The sequence below is a fragment of the Ulvibacterium sp. genome (genome assembly GCF_965228935.1).
Taxonomy (GTDB): Bacteria; Bacteroidota; Bacteroidia; order Flavobacteriales; family Flavobacteriaceae; genus Ulvibacterium.
Window position 1 is genome coordinate 2,232,501 of record NZ_OZ245846.1, and the last position, 18,918, is coordinate 2,251,418.

Genomic DNA, 18,918 nt, shown 5'->3' on the forward strand with positions numbered 1-18,918 from the left:
AGAGGGTCAAAAAAATGACTATCAAAGCCTAAGACATATGATAACTGCCCGCGATTGTGGTAATGCGGTGGTTTTTTTGTTATCCCATATGGCCAATTCAATAACTGGGCAAACGCTTACCGTGGATGCCGGTTTTACCAATTTGTTGTACGCCAATAGTTTTATTCCCAAAACCTAATGACTATGCGAATTACCCACATCAATCTATACGAAGTAAAAGTACCCACGCATCCTGGAACCATTGCCAGTAAAGGTATCGACAAACCTTTGCATAAACTTCCCGTTGGTGCCAAAGCTGGATGGAGCGTACAATTCGATGCAATATCCAAATTACTGGTACAAGTGGAGCTAAGTAATGGTACTGTAGGCTGGGGTGAGCTGTACAGAGGTCATGATTGGAACATGGTCCATAATATCTGTGATATTCTCATTGGAATGGACATTGAAAATCTGGTACTTCAAAAATTACCTTTTGTTTTCTGCAGGGAGTACGACGGATTTGAGTGTGCCCTTTGGGATGCCTATGCGAGATTAAAGGATGTAAGGGTCGTAGATCTCTTGGGAGGTGCGATTAGGGATAAGGTTAAAATAGGGGCATGGTCCAGCCATAGGAATTTGGATGATATTGGCGAGTTGGCTTCCAATTTTCAGAAACAAGGGTACGATTGTCTAAAATTCAAAACGGATCTGGAGGATGACGTGGTGGGTTGGTGTAGGAAAATAGCAGAGGCGGCTCCGGGGATGCAGGTAATTCTTGACCCCAATGAGCGTTGGGAACATGCTTATGAAGTCAGAAAGCGCCTGGATGGTCTAAAGGAAGTTGGCAATGTGCTCTGTCTTGAAGATCCCATTCCAAGATGGCAATTATCCGAGTACTCAAAATTACGGGCATATAGTTCCATACCAATTGTTTTACATGTGTCTTTGCCTTATATACTGCATGGACAACGAATAAAGGACAGTATACAGGCTATCCAACAACAAGCGGTGGATGGGTTTAATTTCAATTGTGGATTAGCCAACTTTCAACGGTTGGATCATATTGCTTCAGCCGCCGAACTTCCTTGCTGGCATGGGTCGGAAGTAGATTTGGGAATTCTGGAGACTACGTACGTTCATTCCGCGGCCGCGGCGGAATCATGCATTTGGCCCAGTGATATATTCGGTCGGTTGATCAGGGAACACGATTTGCTTAAGGCACCCTTGAAAATGGAACCTCCATTTGCATATCTTCCAGATGACAAGGGATTAGGAGTGGAACCGGATATGGATGCCATAACTGATTATCAAGTAAGTACAAAAGAATACAAGGCATGAAACGAACATGAATTTTTTAATCAATAACTAAGCCCAGTGGAGTGATTAAAATAAATTTATGAGAGAACAAGTGCAACGAGTGGTTGCATGGGTTCTTAAATTTTTATAAAGCTTATTTACAAGCATTTAAAAATTTTAAACAAATGAAAAAGAATCCTTTTCCCGCAAGCGATCTGGATCGGAGATATCTCTGGGAAATGTTGGTAAATAGGGATATCAAGGCTTTCGTTTCCCAAGATTGGTCTATGGTACAAGATGATTTTATAGCGGAAGGGTTCATGGGCATCGATGCTGGAAAACAGGATAATGTAGACAAATGGGCACTAAAATACCCTAGCTTGGAGTCCTACAAAACGGAATGGCTGTCCCAAGCGGAGGAATTTGCCAAAATGGATTTGGTAGAAGATAAGGAAGATGCCTTTCATCGGGTAACCATCCTACAGGATATTGAGATACAAGGTAATTTTGCGCTTTTGCACAAGAAGTTTTTTGGGCCGATGCAGAAAAAGGATGGTGGCGAAATCGAGACGGATTGGCAAACCCTATATCGCTGTAAGAAAGTAGGGAATGAATGGAAAATAGTGGGTTTTACCGGGTATATGCCCTTGATTCCAAAATCTGCGGATACGGCCAAGGATATCGGTAAATTTTTGCCAAAAAATGCGAGTCAGCATAAAACTGCCGGGCCCTATGCACCAGTATTGGAAGTGAATCCGGGGAAATTGGTCGTTATTTCGGGTCAAGCTTCAATCGATAGGGAAGGCAACGTAATCGGGGAAACCATTGAGGAACAGACCGCCTATACCTTGGACAATTGTGCGCTGCAGTTGGCAACGGCCGGTTGCACGTTTCAAGATGTCTTTAAAGTTAATGTTTATATCAAGGATTTAAAGGAATGGCCTCGTTTCAACACTGTGTACAAGAACTACTTTACAGAGCCAAAACCGGTACGTACGGCGGTGGAGTCAGGTTTGTTGATGACCTTACGGGTAGAAGTAGAAATGTGGGCGGTAAAAAAATAGTACTATGATCTGGGACGAATTGACCACTTTGGATTTTGAAAGAATCGATAGGAGCATTCCGGTTCTTCTCGTTACATCGGCAACCGAACAACATGGTCCGCATTTACCTTTGGCCACGGACCGATTAATAGGTGAACATTTTGCCCGTTCGTTGCATGAAAAAATACCTGATGACATACTGATTTTACCCGTTATGTCCGTTGGTTGTTCCGATCACCATATGGATTTTTTGGGATCGTTGACCTTAAGTCATGGCACCTTTATGAATCAGGTTGAAGACATGGTACGATCTGTGATACACCATGGATTTACCAATATCGTACTTCTGAATAGTCATGGCGGAAATCAGGCGGTAAATCAGGTTTTGGTGGAAAAGTTGGGCAATGCCAATCCGGGTGTACAAATAGTAATGGCCACATGGTGGAAATTAGGAGGCGCTGAATTGGGATCGTTAAACGAAGGTGGAGCCATGAGTACCGGTCATGCCGGCGAGTTCGAGACTTCCCTGATGTTACTGATAGCACCGCATTTGGTACGAAAGGACGCCTATGAAAAGGGAAAACATTCCAAAACCTTTCAATGGGCCGAAGGGGATATGTTACATCCTCCAAAAGTGGCACTCTATCGCTCTATTAAGAAAATGACTTCCAATGGGGTATATGGTGATCCAACCTACGCCTCTAAGGCCAAAGGATTGGAAATCAAGAAATTGGTATTGGAAAACCTACAACGGATTGTCCTTGATTTAAAGGACGCGAGATGACCAACTTCGACTTTGGTATCGATGGGGGAATTGTTGTGCTGTACCTTATAGGCACAATTGCCTCGGGGCTTTGGGTACGTCGCTATGTAAGGAATGTAAATGACTTTTTGGTAGCGGGGCGAAGCGTGGATCTCTATTTAGGTATTGCTTCCCTGGCGGCAACCGAATTTGGTATCGCCACTTGTATGGCCAACGCGGAACTGGGCTTCAAATATGGTTTTGCCGGTATTACCCCTGGGATAGCCTTGGCCTTGGCCATGTTCGTTGTGGGATATACTGGGTTTTGTGTTAAGCCATTACGGGATAAACAGGTAATTACCCTTCCTGAGCTTTTTGAGGATAAATTTGGTCCACGGGTACGTTGGGCCAGTGGGGTGGTCATTGTTTTGGGAGGGTTGCTGAATATGGGTGTTTTTCTGCGGCAGGCCGGGAACTTTTTGACGGCGGTATGCGGTTTTGATATGGCCTATCTGGAAATTGTGATGACTCTTATTCTATTGGGGGTGGCCGCATATACAATTCTGGGCGGCATGATTTCGGTTTTTATAACCGATTACATACAATTTGTAGTAATGAGCATTGGTCTCATTGCTGTGGTATTTTTGGTGGTCTATCAGTTTGGATGGATTGATATGCTCTCCAGCTTAGATCGGATTAGGGGTCCGGTGGCCTACAATCCATTTGAGGATGATACCTATGGCCTGGATCGTATCCTTCTCGATGTTCTATTGGCTTTCGCTTCGATTCTGACCTGGCAGACCATTATTTCAAGGGTGTTATCGGCAAAGGATACCAAAACGGCCAAACATATCTTTGTGGGTACATCACCGTTTATGCTGGTTCGTTTTGCGATTCCCGCCATATTGGGTATAGCGGCCCTGCATTATTTTGGTCCGGATAAATTTACCGATAACGAGGCGATTTTGGCCATGCCCACTATGTTCGCCCAACTTTTACCCGTAGGATTGATCGGAATTGTGGTAGCGGCTATGTTGGCCGCGGATATGTCAACAAATTCTTCCTATATGATTGCCTGGAGTTCGGTCATTTACAATGATATCATGAAACCGATTCACAAGGGACTGTGGTCGAATGCGAAAGGACTTCGTTGGAACCGTATCCTAATCGCCCTTATCGGGATTTTTTTATTGCTCTACGGATTGTGGTACCCTCTAAAAGGAGATCTTTGGGTATACCTTCAGGTCACCGGAACCATTTATCTTTCAAGCATGAGTGTCCTATTGATAGCCGCTTGCTATTGGAAACCAGCAAACAATTGGGGGGCCATAGCTGCGATAGCCATTGGTTGTGCTATTCCCATAAGTTATTTGATATTACAGGAAATATCCCTTACACAGGAATGGATATTGAAGGTTGGACCCTATAAATTTGGGGCTGTCACCTATTTTGCAGCCGCTTTTGCCATGATTATCGGTTCTTTACTTAAGCCATCAACCCAAAAAACAAACTGATATGGAACATTGGTTTTGGACGATACTCTGTTTCTTGGTACTGGTCTGGTACCTGGTGGTTACCATTGTCGTAGCCTTGCGTGGGGGAACCGACATCAAAAAGATGTTGGGTAAATGGAAACGGGAAATGGAAAAATAAGGATACTTTTATTTCTACCACATATCTCGATTTCAAAAAGTTGGCCAGTTTACTTGATTTGCTAAGTTATTGTTGTGCTGCGTCATACTAACCTAAAACTCAATATCCCAATATCATTTTGGCGATTTCATGGCGCGCTCGTACCTGAGCATTTTCGATCTATAAGAACGGTTTAGTTGATGTTTTGTACTATCTTTTGGATTCATGGTGCATTTATGCCCTCGGCTATTCTAGTCTTTTGATTTTTTGAACGAATCCGTTTCGAATAAGTGAATAGATGATTGATTTTGGCAGATGGGTTTAACGGAATTTTAGCTATTTTTAGGGAGTACCTCCATAGAACCTAAGTGAAAACCAGCTTTATATGGAAAGCAGCGAGGGAAATACCCAGCAGTCATTTCTTTTCAAATTACGGGAAATAGTTCTTGATAACTTAAAAAATGAGCAGTTTAGTGTAGAAGAGCTGGCAAGTACGTATGGATTAAGCCGTTCACAGTTGCACAAGAAGCTAAAGAAGAGTGAAGGCAAGTCCATAAGTCAGTTCATCAAAGAGGTTCGTTTGGAGAAGTCATTGGAGTTATTGAACAACGATGACACTATTACTGCTTCCGAGGTGGCATATGAGGTTGGATTCTCTAGCCCAACCTATTTCAATACTTGTTTCAAGGATTTTTTTGGTTTTCCTCCCGGTGAGGCGAGAATGAGGGCCAAGATCCAAGATGATATGGGTTTGGACAATGCCGAACATGGAGATTTTAAACCCAATCCAAACAGGAAGGCCATCATATTTTCGGTGAGTTTACTGGTACTGATAGCTGCTCTTTATGGATTATATAGGTTTAACATTACAAATGATACGATCAACAACGATTTCCAACACGGAACAGCAAAAAACACCGCTTCTAAAATCGAAAAATCCATTGCGGTACTTCCCTTAAAAAACTGGAGTGGGGATTCTGGTCTGGAATATGTCAGTGACGGTCTGACCGACGCCTTAATATCGAAAATTGCCAATGTTAGTTCACTGGCCAAGGTGGTCCCTTTTACGACTATGTTGACTTACAAGGAAACTGGAAAAAAAATAAAGGAGGTAGCAAAAGAACAAAACGTTAGTCACATTTTGCAGGGAAGTTTTCAACTATCCGGGAATCAGGTAAAAATATCTTTACAACTTATCGAAGGTCAAAGTAGTGAACAGGTATGGTCTAACGAATACTCAAGTAAATGGAAAAGTAGCGAGATTTTTACCCTACAAGAAGAAGTTACCAAGAATGTGTTGAATGCCCTGAATGTGGTAATCACTGAAAAAGAATCCAAAATGCTTACCCGGATTCCAACGGACAATCATGAAGCTTACAATTATTTCCTATTGGCGGAATACCAACGTTACCAATATCAAAATGAAGCGTTTAAAAAAGCTATTCCTCTATACAAAAAGGCGATCGCTTTGGACTCGGCATTTGTTGACCCCTATGGCGCATTGGCTGAAGTCTACATTTTCCAAGGCTTGATAATGGCTATGGAAAGCGAGGAACAATCTTGGAAAAAAGCCAAAGAATTGCTTAAAAAAGCGGAGTTGCTGGATCCTTCAAATGAACTGGTACGGGAAAAACTATTGAATGTTTACTTTTTTTACGAGTGGGATTTCGACAGATTATCCCGATTACCTGAATCCGACAAGGATTTGATGTATGATTTTAGAATAAAGATAGGGGAATATGAAAAAGCGTTGAAACACATCAATACATTGATTCTGGATAATCCCATTGGAGTTTCCTACGGCAAAAAGGCAGAAGTTCTTTTTTTAATGGGCAGAAAAGATTTATGTGAGGCCTTACTGAAAAAACATGATGTACTCTTTGATGATGGGTTTTATGTTAGAGAATCCGCCAAATGGCACTACTATTTAGGGAATTACAGTAAATCAAAAGAACAACTGGATAAATTAGTGGGAATGTCCAAGAATTTTCCACCCATCGTAATTTGGTTACAGGCAATTCATGCAAACATAGATGGAGATTTAGGAAAGGCCAACAAAAAATATGCGATTTTAAGAGACAAGTTCGATAATCAGGAATCTGGAAGTCCGGGATGGTTTATGGCCCTCTATCATTTTCATTCCAATGAACCTGATAAAGGATTTCGATGGCTTGAAAAATCATTTGACCGACATGAAGTAGAGATGATTTGGCTACGGGCCGAGCCTTTACTGGCACCTTATCGCGATGATTCCAGATATATTGAACTTTACTACAAAATGCAATTTCCGGTTCCCATTCCATGAATTAAGCTCGTTTTTAGGCGATATGCAACATAATTGGAATGCTTTAATTTTTTTTCTAATTGAATTCAGTTTTGTTTTAAACACTTCGAAACATAGCTGTTAGGTGTTGCCATGCTTGCTTCAACATCTTTGTGACATCAAATAAAATCAGTAACATTTAAAATTCAATGTCATGAAGAAATTCGTTTTAACCTTAGTAGTAGTATTTGGGACTTTTCAAATTGTTTCGTCCCAAGCAGATTACAATGAACCCTTGGGAGTAGGTTTTCCTGCCGTTTCAAACCTCACTTATCTATCCAAAGTTTACCTTAAAGAAGCTTCCGGTGTTATTAAGGAGCTTCGATTGAAGGCCGCAAACTTTGATGTATTTAATGCTGAAGGATATGAACCTAATGCATCCAATCCATTTGTGGTGGTGCATAAAGCAACAAATGGCCACATAACTGTCAGCTATGATAAAAATGGGGAAATTATCACCGCTTGGGAACGATTTGAAAATGTTCCTCTTTCAAAAAAGGTCAGGGAGTTGGTAGGCAAAAAATATGGTGGTTGGAAAATTGTTAAAAACACATATAGAAGTAGTTACAGCAATGGTAAAATTGAAACAAGTATATACAAGCTAAAACTGTCCAATGGTTATAGAACTATTGGAATAAAAGTAAACGCGTTGGAAATCTGAGACAAGCTTTTTTGCCACGTCGCAGTTTTTGTAGAAGATGAAAAAAGGCTTTGATTCTAAAGAGTATCAAAGCCTTTTTTTAAATATTATACCCTGGGCAAGTCCCCGTCACCTTTTAACGGCAATTCCGAACTTCCCATAAGATAAGTATCTACATGATGTGCTGCCTGTCTCCCTTCGGAAATGGCCCAAACAATAAGCGACTGCCCCCTTCTTTGGTCACCTGCCACAAAGACGCCCGGTACATTGGTTTGATAATTCGTTTCCGTTGCCTTGATATTGGTTCTTTGGTCAGCCTCCAATCCCAGCTGTTCGGCTATGGTCATTTCAGATCCGGTGAATCCTAGGGCCAAGAGTGCCAATTCGCATTCCCATTCTTTTTCCGTTCCCTCAACCTCCTTCAAAATGGGGCGTTTTCCAGGTTGTTTTATCCACTCGACCTCCGAAGTGATCAACCCTTTTAAATTACCCTCTTTATCCCCAATAAATTCTTTGGTGGAGATACTGAAAAAACGTTCGGCCCCTTCTTTGTGGGAGGAACTGGTACGTAGTCGCATGGGCCAGAATGGCCAAGGCTGGCCCTCGGGCCTATCCGTTGTAGCCATGGGCATTATCTCGAAATTGGACACTGATTTTGCCCCCTGACGGAACGAAGTACCAATGCAATCCGATCCGGTATCGCCACCGCCTATAACAATAACGTTTTTATCGGTAGCCAAAATTTCCTCATCAAATTTTTTGACGCCATCTACCCTTCGGTTGTTCTGGGGGAGAAAATCCATGGCCTGTACAACACCTTTTAAATCGGCCCCTTTTATGGGTAAATTTCTGCGGACCGTGGCGCCGCCACAAAGAACGATGGCATCAAAATCCTGTTTCAGTTGGGTAGCTTCGATATCCTTTCCGACATGGACACCACAAAGGAATTCGATACCTTCCTCCTCCAGAATCTTCAATCTTCGATCTATGATGTGTTTTTCCATTTTAAAGTCGGGGATGCCATAGCGCAATAAGCCTCCAGGTTTTTCATCCCGCTCAAATACCGTAACCCAGTGTCCGGCACGGTTCAATTGCTGAGCCGCAGCCAATCCCGCTGGCCCGGAACCAACCACCGCAACCTTTTTTTCAGTTCTTGTTTTTGGGGGTTTGGCTTCCACCCATCCTTTTTTAAAGGCAGTCTCCGCAATGTTCTTTTCTATATTCTCTATGGACACGGGATCTTCATTGATACCCAGCACACACGCTTCTTCACAGGGTGCGGGGCACAGCCGACCCGTGAACTCGGGAAAGTTGTTGGTGGCATGCAAAATGCTGGCCGCCTTTTCCCATTTACCTCGGTACACCGCATCATTAAAATCTGGGATCAAGTTGCCCAATGGACATCCACTGTGACAAAAAGGAATCCCACAGTCCATACAACGAGCTCCTTGATCCTTGAGTTCCTTTTCCTTCATAGGAAGGGTAAACTCCTTGAAGTTTTTAACGCGCTCCTCAACAGGGGCATACTCCTCTACTTTTCTATCGAATTCCAAAAATCCTGTTATCTTTCCCATTTCTCGAATTATATGGTTTCCAATTTTTCTTTTTCCAAACGGATCAAAGCTTGCTTATACTCCTCAGGGAACACCTTGACGAATTTAGGAAGACTTTCCTCCCAATCCTCTAAGATGCGCTGTGCCAATGGGCTAAGGGTAGCATTATAATGATTCTCGATGAGTTCCCTAAGTTGTTTTATATCATTGTCCTCATCCACCTCCAAGAGGTTCAGGGTTTCTGTATTGCATTTTTGCCTAAATGTCTTTTTTTCATCAAAAACATAGGCGATACCACCGCTCATTCCCGCGCCAAAATTCCTTCCTACTTCACCTAGGATTACCGCAATACCACCGGTCATATACTCGCAACCGTGATCGCCGATTCCCTCAACGACGGCTTTGGCACCGGAGTTTCTGACACAGAAACGTTCCCCTGCCTTTCCGTTTATATAAGCTTCGCCGGAAGTTGCCCCATATAAGGTTACATTACCGGTAATCACATTTTCCTCAGGTTGTAAGGTAGATTTGTACGGAACTTTAATGACCAATTTGGCACCGGATAACCCTTTGCCCAAATAGTCATTGGTATTTCCGTTGACCACCATGGTCAATCCCTTTGTAGCAAAGGCTCCGAAACTTTGTCCTGCAGATCCGGTAAAATTCAGTTTTAACGTATTTTCCGGAAGTCCTTCCGCACCGTATATTTTTGATATTTCGTTGCTAATGATAGCCCCTACCGCGCGATCCGTATTGTGTATGGGGAAGTCCAAGGTCAATTTTTCCTTTCGGAACAAGGCCGGATGCGCCTGCGCGATAATATCAAATTCAATGGACTTGTCCACATCGTGCTGTTGCTTCTGGGTGTTGTAGAATTTAGTACCCGTAGGGACATCTACTTGGTACAAAATTGGGGTAAGGTCAATTCCCGCCGCCTTATAATGTTCAATGGCCTTTTTTCGATCTAATTTTTGAACTTGTCCTACCATTTCATTTACGGTCCTGAAGCCCAATTGGGCCATGATTTCCCTAAGCTCCTGGGCCACAAAATACATGTAATTGACTACGTGCTCAGGTTTTCCCTCGAACTTTTTGCGCAATTCCGGATTTTGGGTCGCAATACCTACCGGACAGGTATTTAAATGGCAAACACGCATCATAATACATCCGGAAGCCACTAATGGGGCCGTTGCAAATCCGAATTCCTCGGCACCCAAAAGACAGGCCACGGCCACATCCCTTCCCGTTTTTAATTGCCCGTCACATTCAAGGACGACCCGGTTCCTAAGATCATTGAGCACCAAAGTCTGTTGTGCTTCCGCAATTCCCAGCTCCCAAGGGAGTCCGGCATGTTTTAAGGAGGTCAGGGGAGAGGCCCCTGTGCCGCCATCGAATCCGGAAATCAATATTACATCCGCCTTCGCCTTTGAGACTCCGGCCGCTACGGTTCCCACCCCGACTTCGGAAACCAATTTTACGTTGACCCGTGCTTTTCTATTGGCGGATTTTAAATCGAAGATCAATTGGGACAAATCCTCAATAGAATAGATATCGTGATGCGGAGGAGGTGAAATCAAGCCTACGTAGGGAGTGGAGTTCCTCGTCTTTGCTATCGCAGGATTTACTTTTGGGCCAGGAAGTTGTCCACCTTCACCGGGTTTGGCCCCCTGGGCCATTTTAATCTGTATCTCCTGGGCGTTTGTAAGGTAATTGGAAGTTACCCCAAACCTTCCCGAAGCTACTTGTTTTATGGCACTGTTGCGCCAATCGCCCGTTGCATTTCTATAAAATCGTTCGGCATCTTCCCCGCCTTCGCCAGAATTGCTCTTTCCGCCTATACGGTTCATGGCTATGGCCAAGTTTTCATGGGCTTCCTTGCTTATAGATCCGTAGGACATGGCCCCGGTCTTGAAACGTTTAACGATTTCGGTCCATGGTTCCACTTCATCCAGTGGAATAGGGTCGAAATTGGAAAATTCAAATAAACCCCTAATGGTCATTAGATTTTTTGACTGTTCGTTCACCATTTCGGAGAATTCCTTATAGGTGCCGGATTCGTTGTTACGAACAGCTTTTTGTAGCTTGGCGATGGATAAGGGATTGAACATATGCTTCTCCCCATCCCTTCTCCAACGATATTCCCCACCGATCTCCAAATCAAGAGTAGCTGCCAATTCCTTTTTGCCAAATGCCTTTTTATGTCGCTTTGCGATTTCCTTTTCAATCTCATACAACCCGATACCCTGAATTCGAGTGGGTGTGTTGGGGAAATATTTGTCAACTACTTTGGTATTTATACCAATACATTCAAACAATTGCGAGCCTCGGTACGAATTCAAGGTAGAGATACCTATTTTGTTCATCACTTTTAGGATTCCCTTGCCGATGGCCTTGTTATAATTCTCAATGGCTTCTTCGAAAGTGAATTCGGTAATATCATTTTCTTCAATCTGTTCCCTGATGATTTCATTTACCAGATACGGGTTTATCGCACTCGCCCCAAATCCGAACAAAAGGCAAAAGTGATGTACTTCCCTTGGCTCGGCGGACTCAATGATCATACTGAGTTTTGAGCGTTTGCCCAACCTTTGGAGTCCACTATTCACATAGGAACACGCTAGAAGGGCGGGAATTGGCGCATTTTCCGCACTAACATATCTATCGGAAAGAATAATGATGTTGGCCCCTTCGTCAATGGCCCTGGAAGCCTGATCCAAAATGGATTGCAGTGCATCCTCAAGGCCATTATGACCTTTTTGGACCTCGTACAAAATGGGTATGGAAACCACTTTATAATCCGGACTGGAATCGTAATTCTTTATTTTGTCCAAATCCTCCTTGGAAATGACCGGGTTCTGGATTTTTAGTTTTCTGCAGTGGTATTCCGTAATGTCGAAAATGTTGTGATCCATGCCCAAGGTAAGGCTGATGTCCGTAATCAATTCCTCACGAATACCGTCCAAGGGAGGATTGGTAACCTGCGCGAAAAGCTGTTTAAAATAGTTATAAAGCAACTGGGGACGTTCTGAAAGTACTGCTATGGGCGTATCCGAACCCATGGAACCGATAGGTTCCTTGGCATTCTTGCCCATAGGTAGGATTATGGTATTGATGTCCTCCAAGGTATATCCAAAAGCGGATTTCCGCTTTTCCAATGTTGCCTCTCCCAAGAATAAGGGGCAATCGTTGTAGGGAATATCCCGGAGATGTACCAAATTATTGTCCAGCCATTTTTTATAGGGATGCCTTTGTGCGATTTCCTCTTTTATTTCCTCATCGTTCACAATTCTTCCCTCTTCCATGTTCACCAGGAACATTTTGCCAGGCTCCAACCTGCCGTGATATTCTATATTTTCAGGCTCCAACTCCATGACTCCGGTTTCCGAGGACATCACTACATATCCATCCTTGGTCACCGAATATCGGGAAGGTCTCAATCCGTTCCTGTCTAAAACCGCACCTATATAGTTTCCATCGGTAAATGGTATAGAAGCAGGTCCGTCCCAAGGTTCCATAACGCAGGAATTGTATTCATAAAAGGCACGTTTGGCTTGGGACATTTCGGAATTCTTTTCCCAAGCTTCGGGAACCAACATCATCATAACCTCCGGCAATGACCTACCGGTCATCAACAAAAGCTCAACCACCATGTCCATTGTTGCAGAATCCGATTTTCCAGGAAGGATTATGGGGAGTATTTCCTTTATTTGCGGACCGAACAAATCACTATGAAGCAAGCCCTCCCTGGAACGCATCCTTGAGACATTACCGCGCAGCGTATTGATTTCACCATTATGGCACATATAGCGGAAAGGTTGTGCCAAATCCCAAGTGGGGAAAGTATTGGTAGAAAACCTTTGGTGGACCAAGGCCAATCTCGTAACCACTTTGGGGTTCATCAGGTCCTTGTAATACAAACTGATGTCTTTGGGCATCAATAGTCCCTTAAAAATGATGATTTTAGTGGAGAGACTCGGGATATAAAAGAATTTACTCTCGGAAAGTTTGGATTCAATTATGGTATGTTCGGTAACCTTACGGGCTATGAAAAGCTTTATGTTAAAGTCAAAATAGCTTTGTCCTGTAGTTTCCTTTCCGACAAAGATTTGTTTTACAAAAGGCTCCGTTTCCATGGCAATACGACCAGGCACGGACTTATTGACCGGAACATCGCGCCAACCCAACAAATTGAGTCCTTGTTTTTTAATATTTTCCTCAAGGACCGAAATACAGAAGTTCCGCTGGTTTTCTTTTTGTGGTAAAAAAACATTGCTCACGGCATATCCCCCTGGCTCCGGAAGCTCAAAACTGCAAACATCCTTAAAGAAATCATGGGGGATGTCGATTAGGATACCTGCCCCGTCACCTGTTTTTCCATCCGCGCTTACTGCACCTCTATGCTCCAATTTATCCAGTATCTCCAGGGCCTTATGAATAATGTCATTGGATTTCTTCCCCTTAAGGCTACAGATAAAACCTGCGCCACAGTTATCATGTTCAAATTCCGGTAGGTATAACCCTTGCTTCTTCAATTCCATTAGGTACAATTTAGTTTGTTTGTTAAAGGCCTTCTGTAATTTGGTATGCCTTTGAGTAGATGTACGTGTTTGAAATAATGTGCTTCAAACATTATGGTATTTCTTCAAAAATAGCATTATTGATGAATTATTTATATTAAATCAAAAAAAAGACAAAATAAAATTCAACAATTAGAATAAAATGCTTAAAAATATTCAAAAACGAATTTTTGGTCGGTTTAATTTATTAGAATGATAAATTTAAGAAATCCGAAAAGGTCTCAAAAAGAATTTATGGGGTAAGTCGCCCTGTTTTGGAAATATATAACAAATACCCCCTATGTTTTTAAAGGGGCAACACTTTGAATTGTTCAAAAAATAAAAACTACCCCTTATTTGTTGAGGTATGCGAACGGAGTACGGATGGGTTGGTTCATCAATCCCTTAAAATATCCCTTGAGATAACGATTTTTTGAATTTCGGAAGTACCTTCATAAATCTGTGTAATCTTGGCATCGCGCATTAACCGCTCCACATGGTAATCTTTTACAAAACCATTGCCACCATGGATTTGAACGGCTTCGACCGTGGTTTCCATGGCCACTTGGGAGGCGTACAGTTTGGCCATTGCCCCTGAAAGGTCATAGTTGTTCCCTTGATCTTTGTCCCAGGCCGCCTTGTACACCAAATGGCGGGCCGCCTCTATTTGTGTATGCATATCCGCCAATTTAAAGGCAATAGCCTGATGATTTGATATCTCCGTCCCAAACGCTTTACGTTCCTTGGAGTACTTCAATGCCATCTCATAGGCCCCCGCAGCAATACCTAATGCCTGTGCGGCGATTCCGATTCTACCTCCGGCCAGGGTTTTCATGGCAAATTTGAAGCCAAAACCATCTTCGCCTATCCGGTTTTCCTTGGGTACAATAACATCATTGAAAACCAGGGAATGGGTATCGCTTCCCCGGATGCCCAATTTATTCTCCTTGGGGCCTATTTCAAAACCTTCCATCCCCTTTTCCACAATCAGCGCGTTGATACCTTTGTGCCCCTTTTCCTTGTTCGTCTGTGCGATGACCAAATAAACTTCCGCGGTATTGCCGTTGGTTATCCAGTTTTTGGTCCCGTTCAATACGTAATGATTACCTTTGTCCAGAGCCGTGGTCCTTTGTGAGGTAGCGTCACTGCCCGCCTCTGGTTCGGAAAGACAGAATGCCCCAATAATCTCACCTGTAGCCAAGCGTTTTAGGTATTTTTCTTTTTGGGCCTCGCTTCCAAAGGTCTCCAGTCCCCAACAGACCAAGGAATTATTGACCGAAACCACAACCGACGCCGACGAATCTACTTTTGAGAATTCTTCCATGGCAATGGCATAGGATAAGGTATCCAGTCCGCTACCACCATATTGGGGATCTACCATCATGCCCATAAATCCCAGTTCCCCCATTTTTTTTATCTGTGCCGTTGGAAATTTTTGCTCCTCGTCACGGGCTATTACACCGGGAAGTAGTTCGTTTTGGGCAAAATCCCGAGCGGCCTGCCGTATCATCAATTGCTCTTCGGATAAGGTAAAATCCATAAAAATTCACTTATTTTTCTGTCGCAAAGATAAGGTTACAGGACTAAATCCAGAGCAGGTTTACCAGCTATTTTCCGTATAGTTAAATTTTGTCATAAGGAATCGCAAAACCTACCAAAAGCAATGCCAAATCTCTATATTTGTTCCCTACTTATCCTTCAAACCGATTTAAGCAAAATAGTATGAGACAACATTAGCTCCATCCCAGGGAACTACAGAATAATGAAAAGTACTACATACCCAATGTATTCTAAGTCACATACAATTTTAAATCGATTACAATGAAAGAATTACTTCAGGAATATGAAAACAAGCGACCTGAAATCGTTTTTAACTGGAAAGATCCTGAGACGGAGGCTGAGGGTTGGACGGTCATAAACTCGCTCAGGGGCGGTGCCGCCGGGGGAGGAACACGCATGCGCGAGGGACTTGATATGAACGAAGTCCTTTCCCTGGCCAAGACCATGGAAGTGAAATTTACCATTTCCGGCCCGCCGATAGGCGGTGCAAAGTCGGGCATAAACTTCAATCCCCATGACCCAAGGAAAAAGGGGGTGTTGGAAAGGTGGTACCATGCCGTATCGCCCTTGCTTAAAAGTTATTACGGTACGGGCGGGGACCTCAATGTGGATGAAACCCATGAAGTAGTCCCAATAACTGAAGATGCCGGTGTTTGGCATCCGCAGGAAGGGGTTTTTAATGGTCATTTTAAACCTACTGAGGCGGATAAAATCAATAGGATAGGGCAGTTGCGACAGGGAGTTATAAAACCCATTGAAGGTGATAGGTATTCTCCGGATGTTTCCCGAAAATATACGGTAGCGGATATGATTACCGGTTTTGGTGTGGCCGAAGCCGTACGTCACTATTACGATATTTTTGGAGGTAATGTTATGGGAAAGCGAGCCGTTGTACAGGGTTTTGGTAATGTAGGAGGGGCAGCGGCCTTCTATCTTTCCCAAATGGGGGCAAAAATCGTGGGTATATTGGATCGGACCGGGGGGATCATCAATGAAAGTGGATTTACCTTTGACCAGATCAAGCATTTTTTTTTAAATAAGAAAGGGAATAACCTTATGGCCCCGGCGAACCAAATGATTCCTTTTGATGAGGTGAAGGAAAGCATATGGGAATTGCCTACCGAAATATTCGCGCCTTGTGCGGCATCAAGGTTAATTACCCAAAAACAGATAACAAAAATGATGGACACCGGTCTGGAAGTCATTTCCTGTGGAGCCAATGTACCTTTTGCGGACAAAGAAATCTTCTTTGGACCCATTATGGAATATACCGATGGCAGGGTAAGCCTTATTCCGGATTTTATATCCAACTGCGGTATGGCCCGTGTTTTTGCCTACTTTATGGAGAAAAGAGTGGGAATGGAGGATGAATTGATATTTAATGATACCTCCAATACCATTAGAAAGGCAATTTTGAATATCTTTAAGCAGAATCCTTCGAAAACAAATTTGAGTAGGACGGGATTTGAAATTGCATTGAAACAGCTAGTATAACTAAAACCAACCGAGTATGGAGACCATAATTATTATTGTATTTCTTGTAGGCTATCTGGCCATTACCTTAGAACACAACCTTAAGATTGACAAGTTAATACCGGCCTTGGCCATGATGGCCATTTTATGGGCCATTATTGCTTTGGCGCACATGCCTGTATTCGAGGTAAATGCCGAGCTCAAGGAATTGGAGCCCAGTCATCTGGACGAAATGTTGCTCCATCATCTTGGGAAAACCGCAGAAATACTGGTCTTCTTGCTAGGGGCCATGACCATTGTTGAAATCATTGATTATTTTGATGGTTTTGCCACTATAAAGGGTTATATTAAGACCACCAGTAAACGAAAGCTTTTATGGCTCTTTTCCATTTTGGCCTTTATCCTTTCCGCTATAATCGATAATCTTACCGCAACGATTGTGCTGGTCACTATCCTACAAAAAGTAATCAAGGATCGGGAGACGCGCCTTTGGTTCGCCGGTTTAATCATCATCAACGCAAATGCGGGAGGGGCATGGTCGCCTATTGGTGACGTAACTACTACCATGTTGTGGATTGCGAACAAGGTTTCCGCCGCTCAATTGGTCATTCATGTGCTTTTGCCCTCCATTATTTGTATGCTTGTACCCACCCTGATTGCCGGAAGATTCAAGGCTTTTAAAGGAAATATCGAGACGGATATAGATCAAATGGAGACATCAAAATCAAAATTTGGTCCCACCATGTTGTATTTGGGGTTGGGTTCCATCGTTTTTGTGCCTTTTTTCAAAACAATCACCCATTTGCCCCCGTATGTAGGTATGATGCTTTCCCTGGCCGTTGTCGCTACCTTTGCCGAGATTTATAGCAATGCCAAGTTCAGTATCAGTTCGGCCACGGATGAAGGGCACCACGAGGCTGCCCATCATAGCCCGGTTCACAAGGCACTTTCCAAAATAGAGTTACCCAGTATTCTGTTCTTTTTGGGAATATTGTTGGCGGTTGCCGCCCTGGAGTCCCTAGGGATGCTGTTTCATTATGCTGAAAGTTTAAATCAAGCCATACCCAATACGGACATCGTTGTATTGTTGTTAGGGGTGGGATCGGCTGTAATCGATAATGTACCTTTGGTAGCGGCCAGTATGGGTATGTTCTCCGAAGGGCTGGACAATCCACTTTGGCATTTCATCGCCTATTCCGCTGGAACTGGGGGGAGTATGTTGATTATAGGCTCCGCAGCGGGTGTGGTTGCCATGGGTATGGAGAAAATAGATTTCTTCTGGTATTTACGGAAAATAGCATGGTTGGCACTGGCCGGATTTTTAGCCGGGGCCGTCGCATTTATTTTATTGCGTGATTTTGTACTTCACGGATAATTTTATCGATAAAATGCCGTTATTATGGCAAATCTAAACACTTAAGGAATTTATGTTATTGTTTCTGAAAATTGCTCAGGATCCGGAAATGGGCGAAGTAGTGTCTGAGGAAAAGACACTTTCGGTAATGGACCTGATATTAAATGGGGGCACGGGGAGTGTCGTTATCATCTCTGTACTTTTTGTACTTCTTTTTGTAGCATGCTATATTTATTTTGAACGATTGTTCGCTATAAAAGCGGCATCCAAAATCGATAAAAATTTCATGAACCAGATTCGGGATCACGTTACCAGTGGTAAATTGGAAGCGGCCAAGATTTTATGCGCCCAAACCGATTCGCCGGTTGCCCGTCTTACCGAGAAAGGGGTTTCCCGTATCGGAAAGCCTTTGGACGACATAAATACAGCAATTGAGAATGCAGGTACCTTGGAGGTGTATAAACTGGAAAAAAACGTAAGCATTTTGGCCACAGTGGCCGGTGCGGCCCCAATGATAGGTTTCTTGGGAACGGTAATTGGTATGATTTTGGCATTCCATGAAATGGCCAGTAGTGGCGGCCAAGCCGAAATGGGCTCCTTGGCCTCTGGAATCTATACGGCGATGACGACCACGGTGGCCGGACTTATTGTGGGGATTATTGCTTACATAGGATACAATCATTTGGTGAACAGGACGGATAAGGTAGTCCATAAAATGGAGGCCAATGCCGTAGAATTTTTGGATTTGTTGAACGAACCGCTCTAAA

Annotated in this window: 14 protein-coding genes (1 of these 14 cut by a window edge); 11 read left to right on the plus strand and 3 right to left on the minus strand. The window is 43.2% G+C overall.

Translation table 11 applies throughout. The features are described from left to right. From ACO06Y_RS09335 to ACO06Y_RS09370, 8 genes are all read left to right on the plus strand, one after another. A protein-coding gene (locus tag ACO06Y_RS09335) for an SDR family NAD(P)-dependent oxidoreductase (RefSeq protein ID WP_422083567.1) crosses the window boundary here: on the plus strand, positions 1–178 show its final stretch. The gene continues 623 nt to the left of window position 1, outside the view; the window shows 178 of its 801 coding nt (coding positions 624–801); the start codon falls outside the window, past its left edge; it ends in the stop codon at positions 176–178. Positions 179–183: 5 nt separating this feature from the next. Continuing rightward, complete coding sequence (locus tag ACO06Y_RS09340) at positions 184–1,317, plus strand: mandelate racemase/muconate lactonizing enzyme family protein (RefSeq protein WP_422083568.1); 1,134 nt, start codon at positions 184–186, stop codon at positions 1,315–1,317. A 143-nt stretch (positions 1,318–1,460) separates the two neighbouring features. After that, the gene (locus ACO06Y_RS09345) at positions 1,461–2,339 is read left to right on the plus strand and encodes a RidA family protein (RefSeq protein WP_422083569.1); all 879 of its coding nucleotides are present in this window, start codon (positions 1,461–1,463) and stop codon (positions 2,337–2,339) included. Positions 2,340–2,343: 4 nt separating this feature from the next. Beyond that, positions 2,344–3,102: a creatininase family protein gene (locus ACO06Y_RS09350; protein ID WP_422083570.1), complete on the plus strand. Its 759-nt coding sequence runs from the start codon at positions 2,344–2,346 to the stop codon at positions 3,100–3,102. After that, positions 3,099–4,574: a sodium:solute symporter family protein gene (locus ACO06Y_RS09355; protein WP_422083571.1), complete on the plus strand. Its 1,476-nt coding sequence runs from the start codon at positions 3,099–3,101 to the stop codon at positions 4,572–4,574. The genes ACO06Y_RS09350 and ACO06Y_RS09355 overlap by 4 nt, the downstream gene beginning before the upstream one ends. Before the next feature lies 1 nt (position 4,575). After that, complete coding sequence (locus ACO06Y_RS09360; RefSeq protein ID WP_422083572.1) at positions 4,576–4,713, plus strand: hypothetical protein; 138 nt, start codon at positions 4,576–4,578, stop codon at positions 4,711–4,713. A gap of 364 nt (positions 4,714–5,077) precedes the next feature. After that, the gene (locus ACO06Y_RS09365) at positions 5,078–6,997 is read left to right on the plus strand and encodes a helix-turn-helix domain-containing protein (RefSeq protein WP_422083573.1); all 1,920 of its coding nucleotides are present in this window, start codon (positions 5,078–5,080) and stop codon (positions 6,995–6,997) included. A gap of 172 nt (positions 6,998–7,169) precedes the next feature. After that, positions 7,170–7,676 (plus strand): hypothetical protein, encoded by a 507-nt coding sequence (locus tag ACO06Y_RS09370; protein ID WP_422083574.1) that lies wholly within the window; start codon positions 7,170–7,172, stop codon positions 7,674–7,676. A gap of 86 nt (positions 7,677–7,762) precedes the next feature. Here the strand turns inward: ACO06Y_RS09370 and ACO06Y_RS09375 are convergent, their stop codons facing one another. From ACO06Y_RS09375 to ACO06Y_RS09385, 3 genes are all read right to left on the minus strand, one after another. Further along, complete coding sequence (locus ACO06Y_RS09375; RefSeq protein ID WP_422083575.1) at positions 7,763–9,229, minus strand: glutamate synthase subunit beta; 1,467 nt, start codon at positions 9,227–9,229, stop codon at positions 7,763–7,765. Between the two features lie 8 nt (positions 9,230–9,237). Next, positions 9,238–13,746 (minus strand): glutamate synthase large subunit, encoded by a 4,509-nt coding sequence (gltB, locus tag ACO06Y_RS09380; protein ID WP_422083576.1) that lies wholly within the window; start codon positions 13,744–13,746, stop codon positions 9,238–9,240. A gap of 415 nt (positions 13,747–14,161) precedes the next feature. Continuing rightward, positions 14,162–15,304, minus strand: coding sequence for an acyl-CoA dehydrogenase family protein (locus tag ACO06Y_RS09385; protein WP_422083577.1), 1,143 nt, complete (start codon positions 15,302–15,304; stop codon positions 14,162–14,164). 281 nt (positions 15,305–15,585) lie between these two features. On the opposite strand from ACO06Y_RS09385, the gene ACO06Y_RS09390 reads away from it, so the two are divergent. The 3 genes from ACO06Y_RS09390 to ACO06Y_RS09400 are packed head-to-tail and all read left to right on the plus strand — an operon-like array spanning position 15,586 to position 18,917. Next, positions 15,586–16,818 (plus strand): Glu/Leu/Phe/Val dehydrogenase dimerization domain-containing protein, encoded by a 1,233-nt coding sequence (locus ACO06Y_RS09390; RefSeq protein ID WP_422083578.1) that lies wholly within the window; start codon positions 15,586–15,588, stop codon positions 16,816–16,818. Between the two features lie 16 nt (positions 16,819–16,834). Beyond that, the gene (nhaD, locus tag ACO06Y_RS09395; RefSeq protein WP_422083579.1) at positions 16,835–18,172 is read left to right on the plus strand and encodes a sodium:proton antiporter NhaD; all 1,338 of its coding nucleotides are present in this window, start codon (positions 16,835–16,837) and stop codon (positions 18,170–18,172) included. A gap of 52 nt (positions 18,173–18,224) precedes the next feature. Next, positions 18,225–18,917 (plus strand): MotA/TolQ/ExbB proton channel family protein, encoded by a 693-nt coding sequence (locus ACO06Y_RS09400; RefSeq protein WP_422083580.1) that lies wholly within the window; start codon positions 18,225–18,227, stop codon positions 18,915–18,917. The last annotated feature ends 1 nt before the right edge of the window (position 18,918 follow it).

What these genes read in the sequence shown, in the direction of transcription:
- ACO06Y_RS09360 (WP_422083572.1), top strand. Translation starts at nt 4,576, where the DNA reads ATGGAACATTGGTTTTGGACGATACTCTGTTTCTTGGTACTGGTCTGG.
- ACO06Y_RS09365 (WP_422083573.1), top strand. Translation starts at nt 5,078, where the DNA reads ATGGAAAGCAGCGAGGGAAATACCCAGCAGTCATTTCTTTTCAAATTA.
- ACO06Y_RS09355 (WP_422083571.1), top strand. Translation starts at nt 3,099, where the DNA reads ATGACCAACTTCGACTTTGGTATCGATGGGGGAATTGTTGTGCTGTAC.
- ACO06Y_RS09340 (WP_422083568.1), top strand. Translation starts at nt 184, where the DNA reads ATGCGAATTACCCACATCAATCTATACGAAGTAAAAGTACCCACGCAT.
- ACO06Y_RS09345 (WP_422083569.1), top strand. Translation starts at nt 1,461, where the DNA reads ATGAAAAAGAATCCTTTTCCCGCAAGCGATCTGGATCGGAGATATCTC.
- ACO06Y_RS09400 (WP_422083580.1), top strand. Translation starts at nt 18,225, where the DNA reads ATGTTATTGTTTCTGAAAATTGCTCAGGATCCGGAAATGGGCGAAGTA.
- gltB (WP_422083576.1), bottom strand. Translation starts at nt 13,746, where the DNA reads ATGGAATTGAAGAAGCAAGGGTTATACCTACCGGAATTTGAACATGAT.
- ACO06Y_RS09385 (WP_422083577.1), bottom strand. Translation starts at nt 15,304, where the DNA reads ATGGATTTTACCTTATCCGAAGAGCAATTGATGATACGGCAGGCCGCT.
- ACO06Y_RS09370 (WP_422083574.1), top strand. Translation starts at nt 7,170, where the DNA reads ATGAAGAAATTCGTTTTAACCTTAGTAGTAGTATTTGGGACTTTTCAA.
- nhaD (WP_422083579.1), top strand. Translation starts at nt 16,835, where the DNA reads ATGGAGACCATAATTATTATTGTATTTCTTGTAGGCTATCTGGCCATT.
- ACO06Y_RS09375 (WP_422083575.1), bottom strand. Translation starts at nt 9,229, where the DNA reads ATGGGAAAGATAACAGGATTTTTGGAATTCGATAGAAAAGTAGAGGAG.
- ACO06Y_RS09350 (WP_422083570.1), top strand. Translation starts at nt 2,344, where the DNA reads ATGATCTGGGACGAATTGACCACTTTGGATTTTGAAAGAATCGATAGG.
- ACO06Y_RS09390 (WP_422083578.1), top strand. Translation starts at nt 15,586, where the DNA reads ATGAAAGAATTACTTCAGGAATATGAAAACAAGCGACCTGAAATCGTT.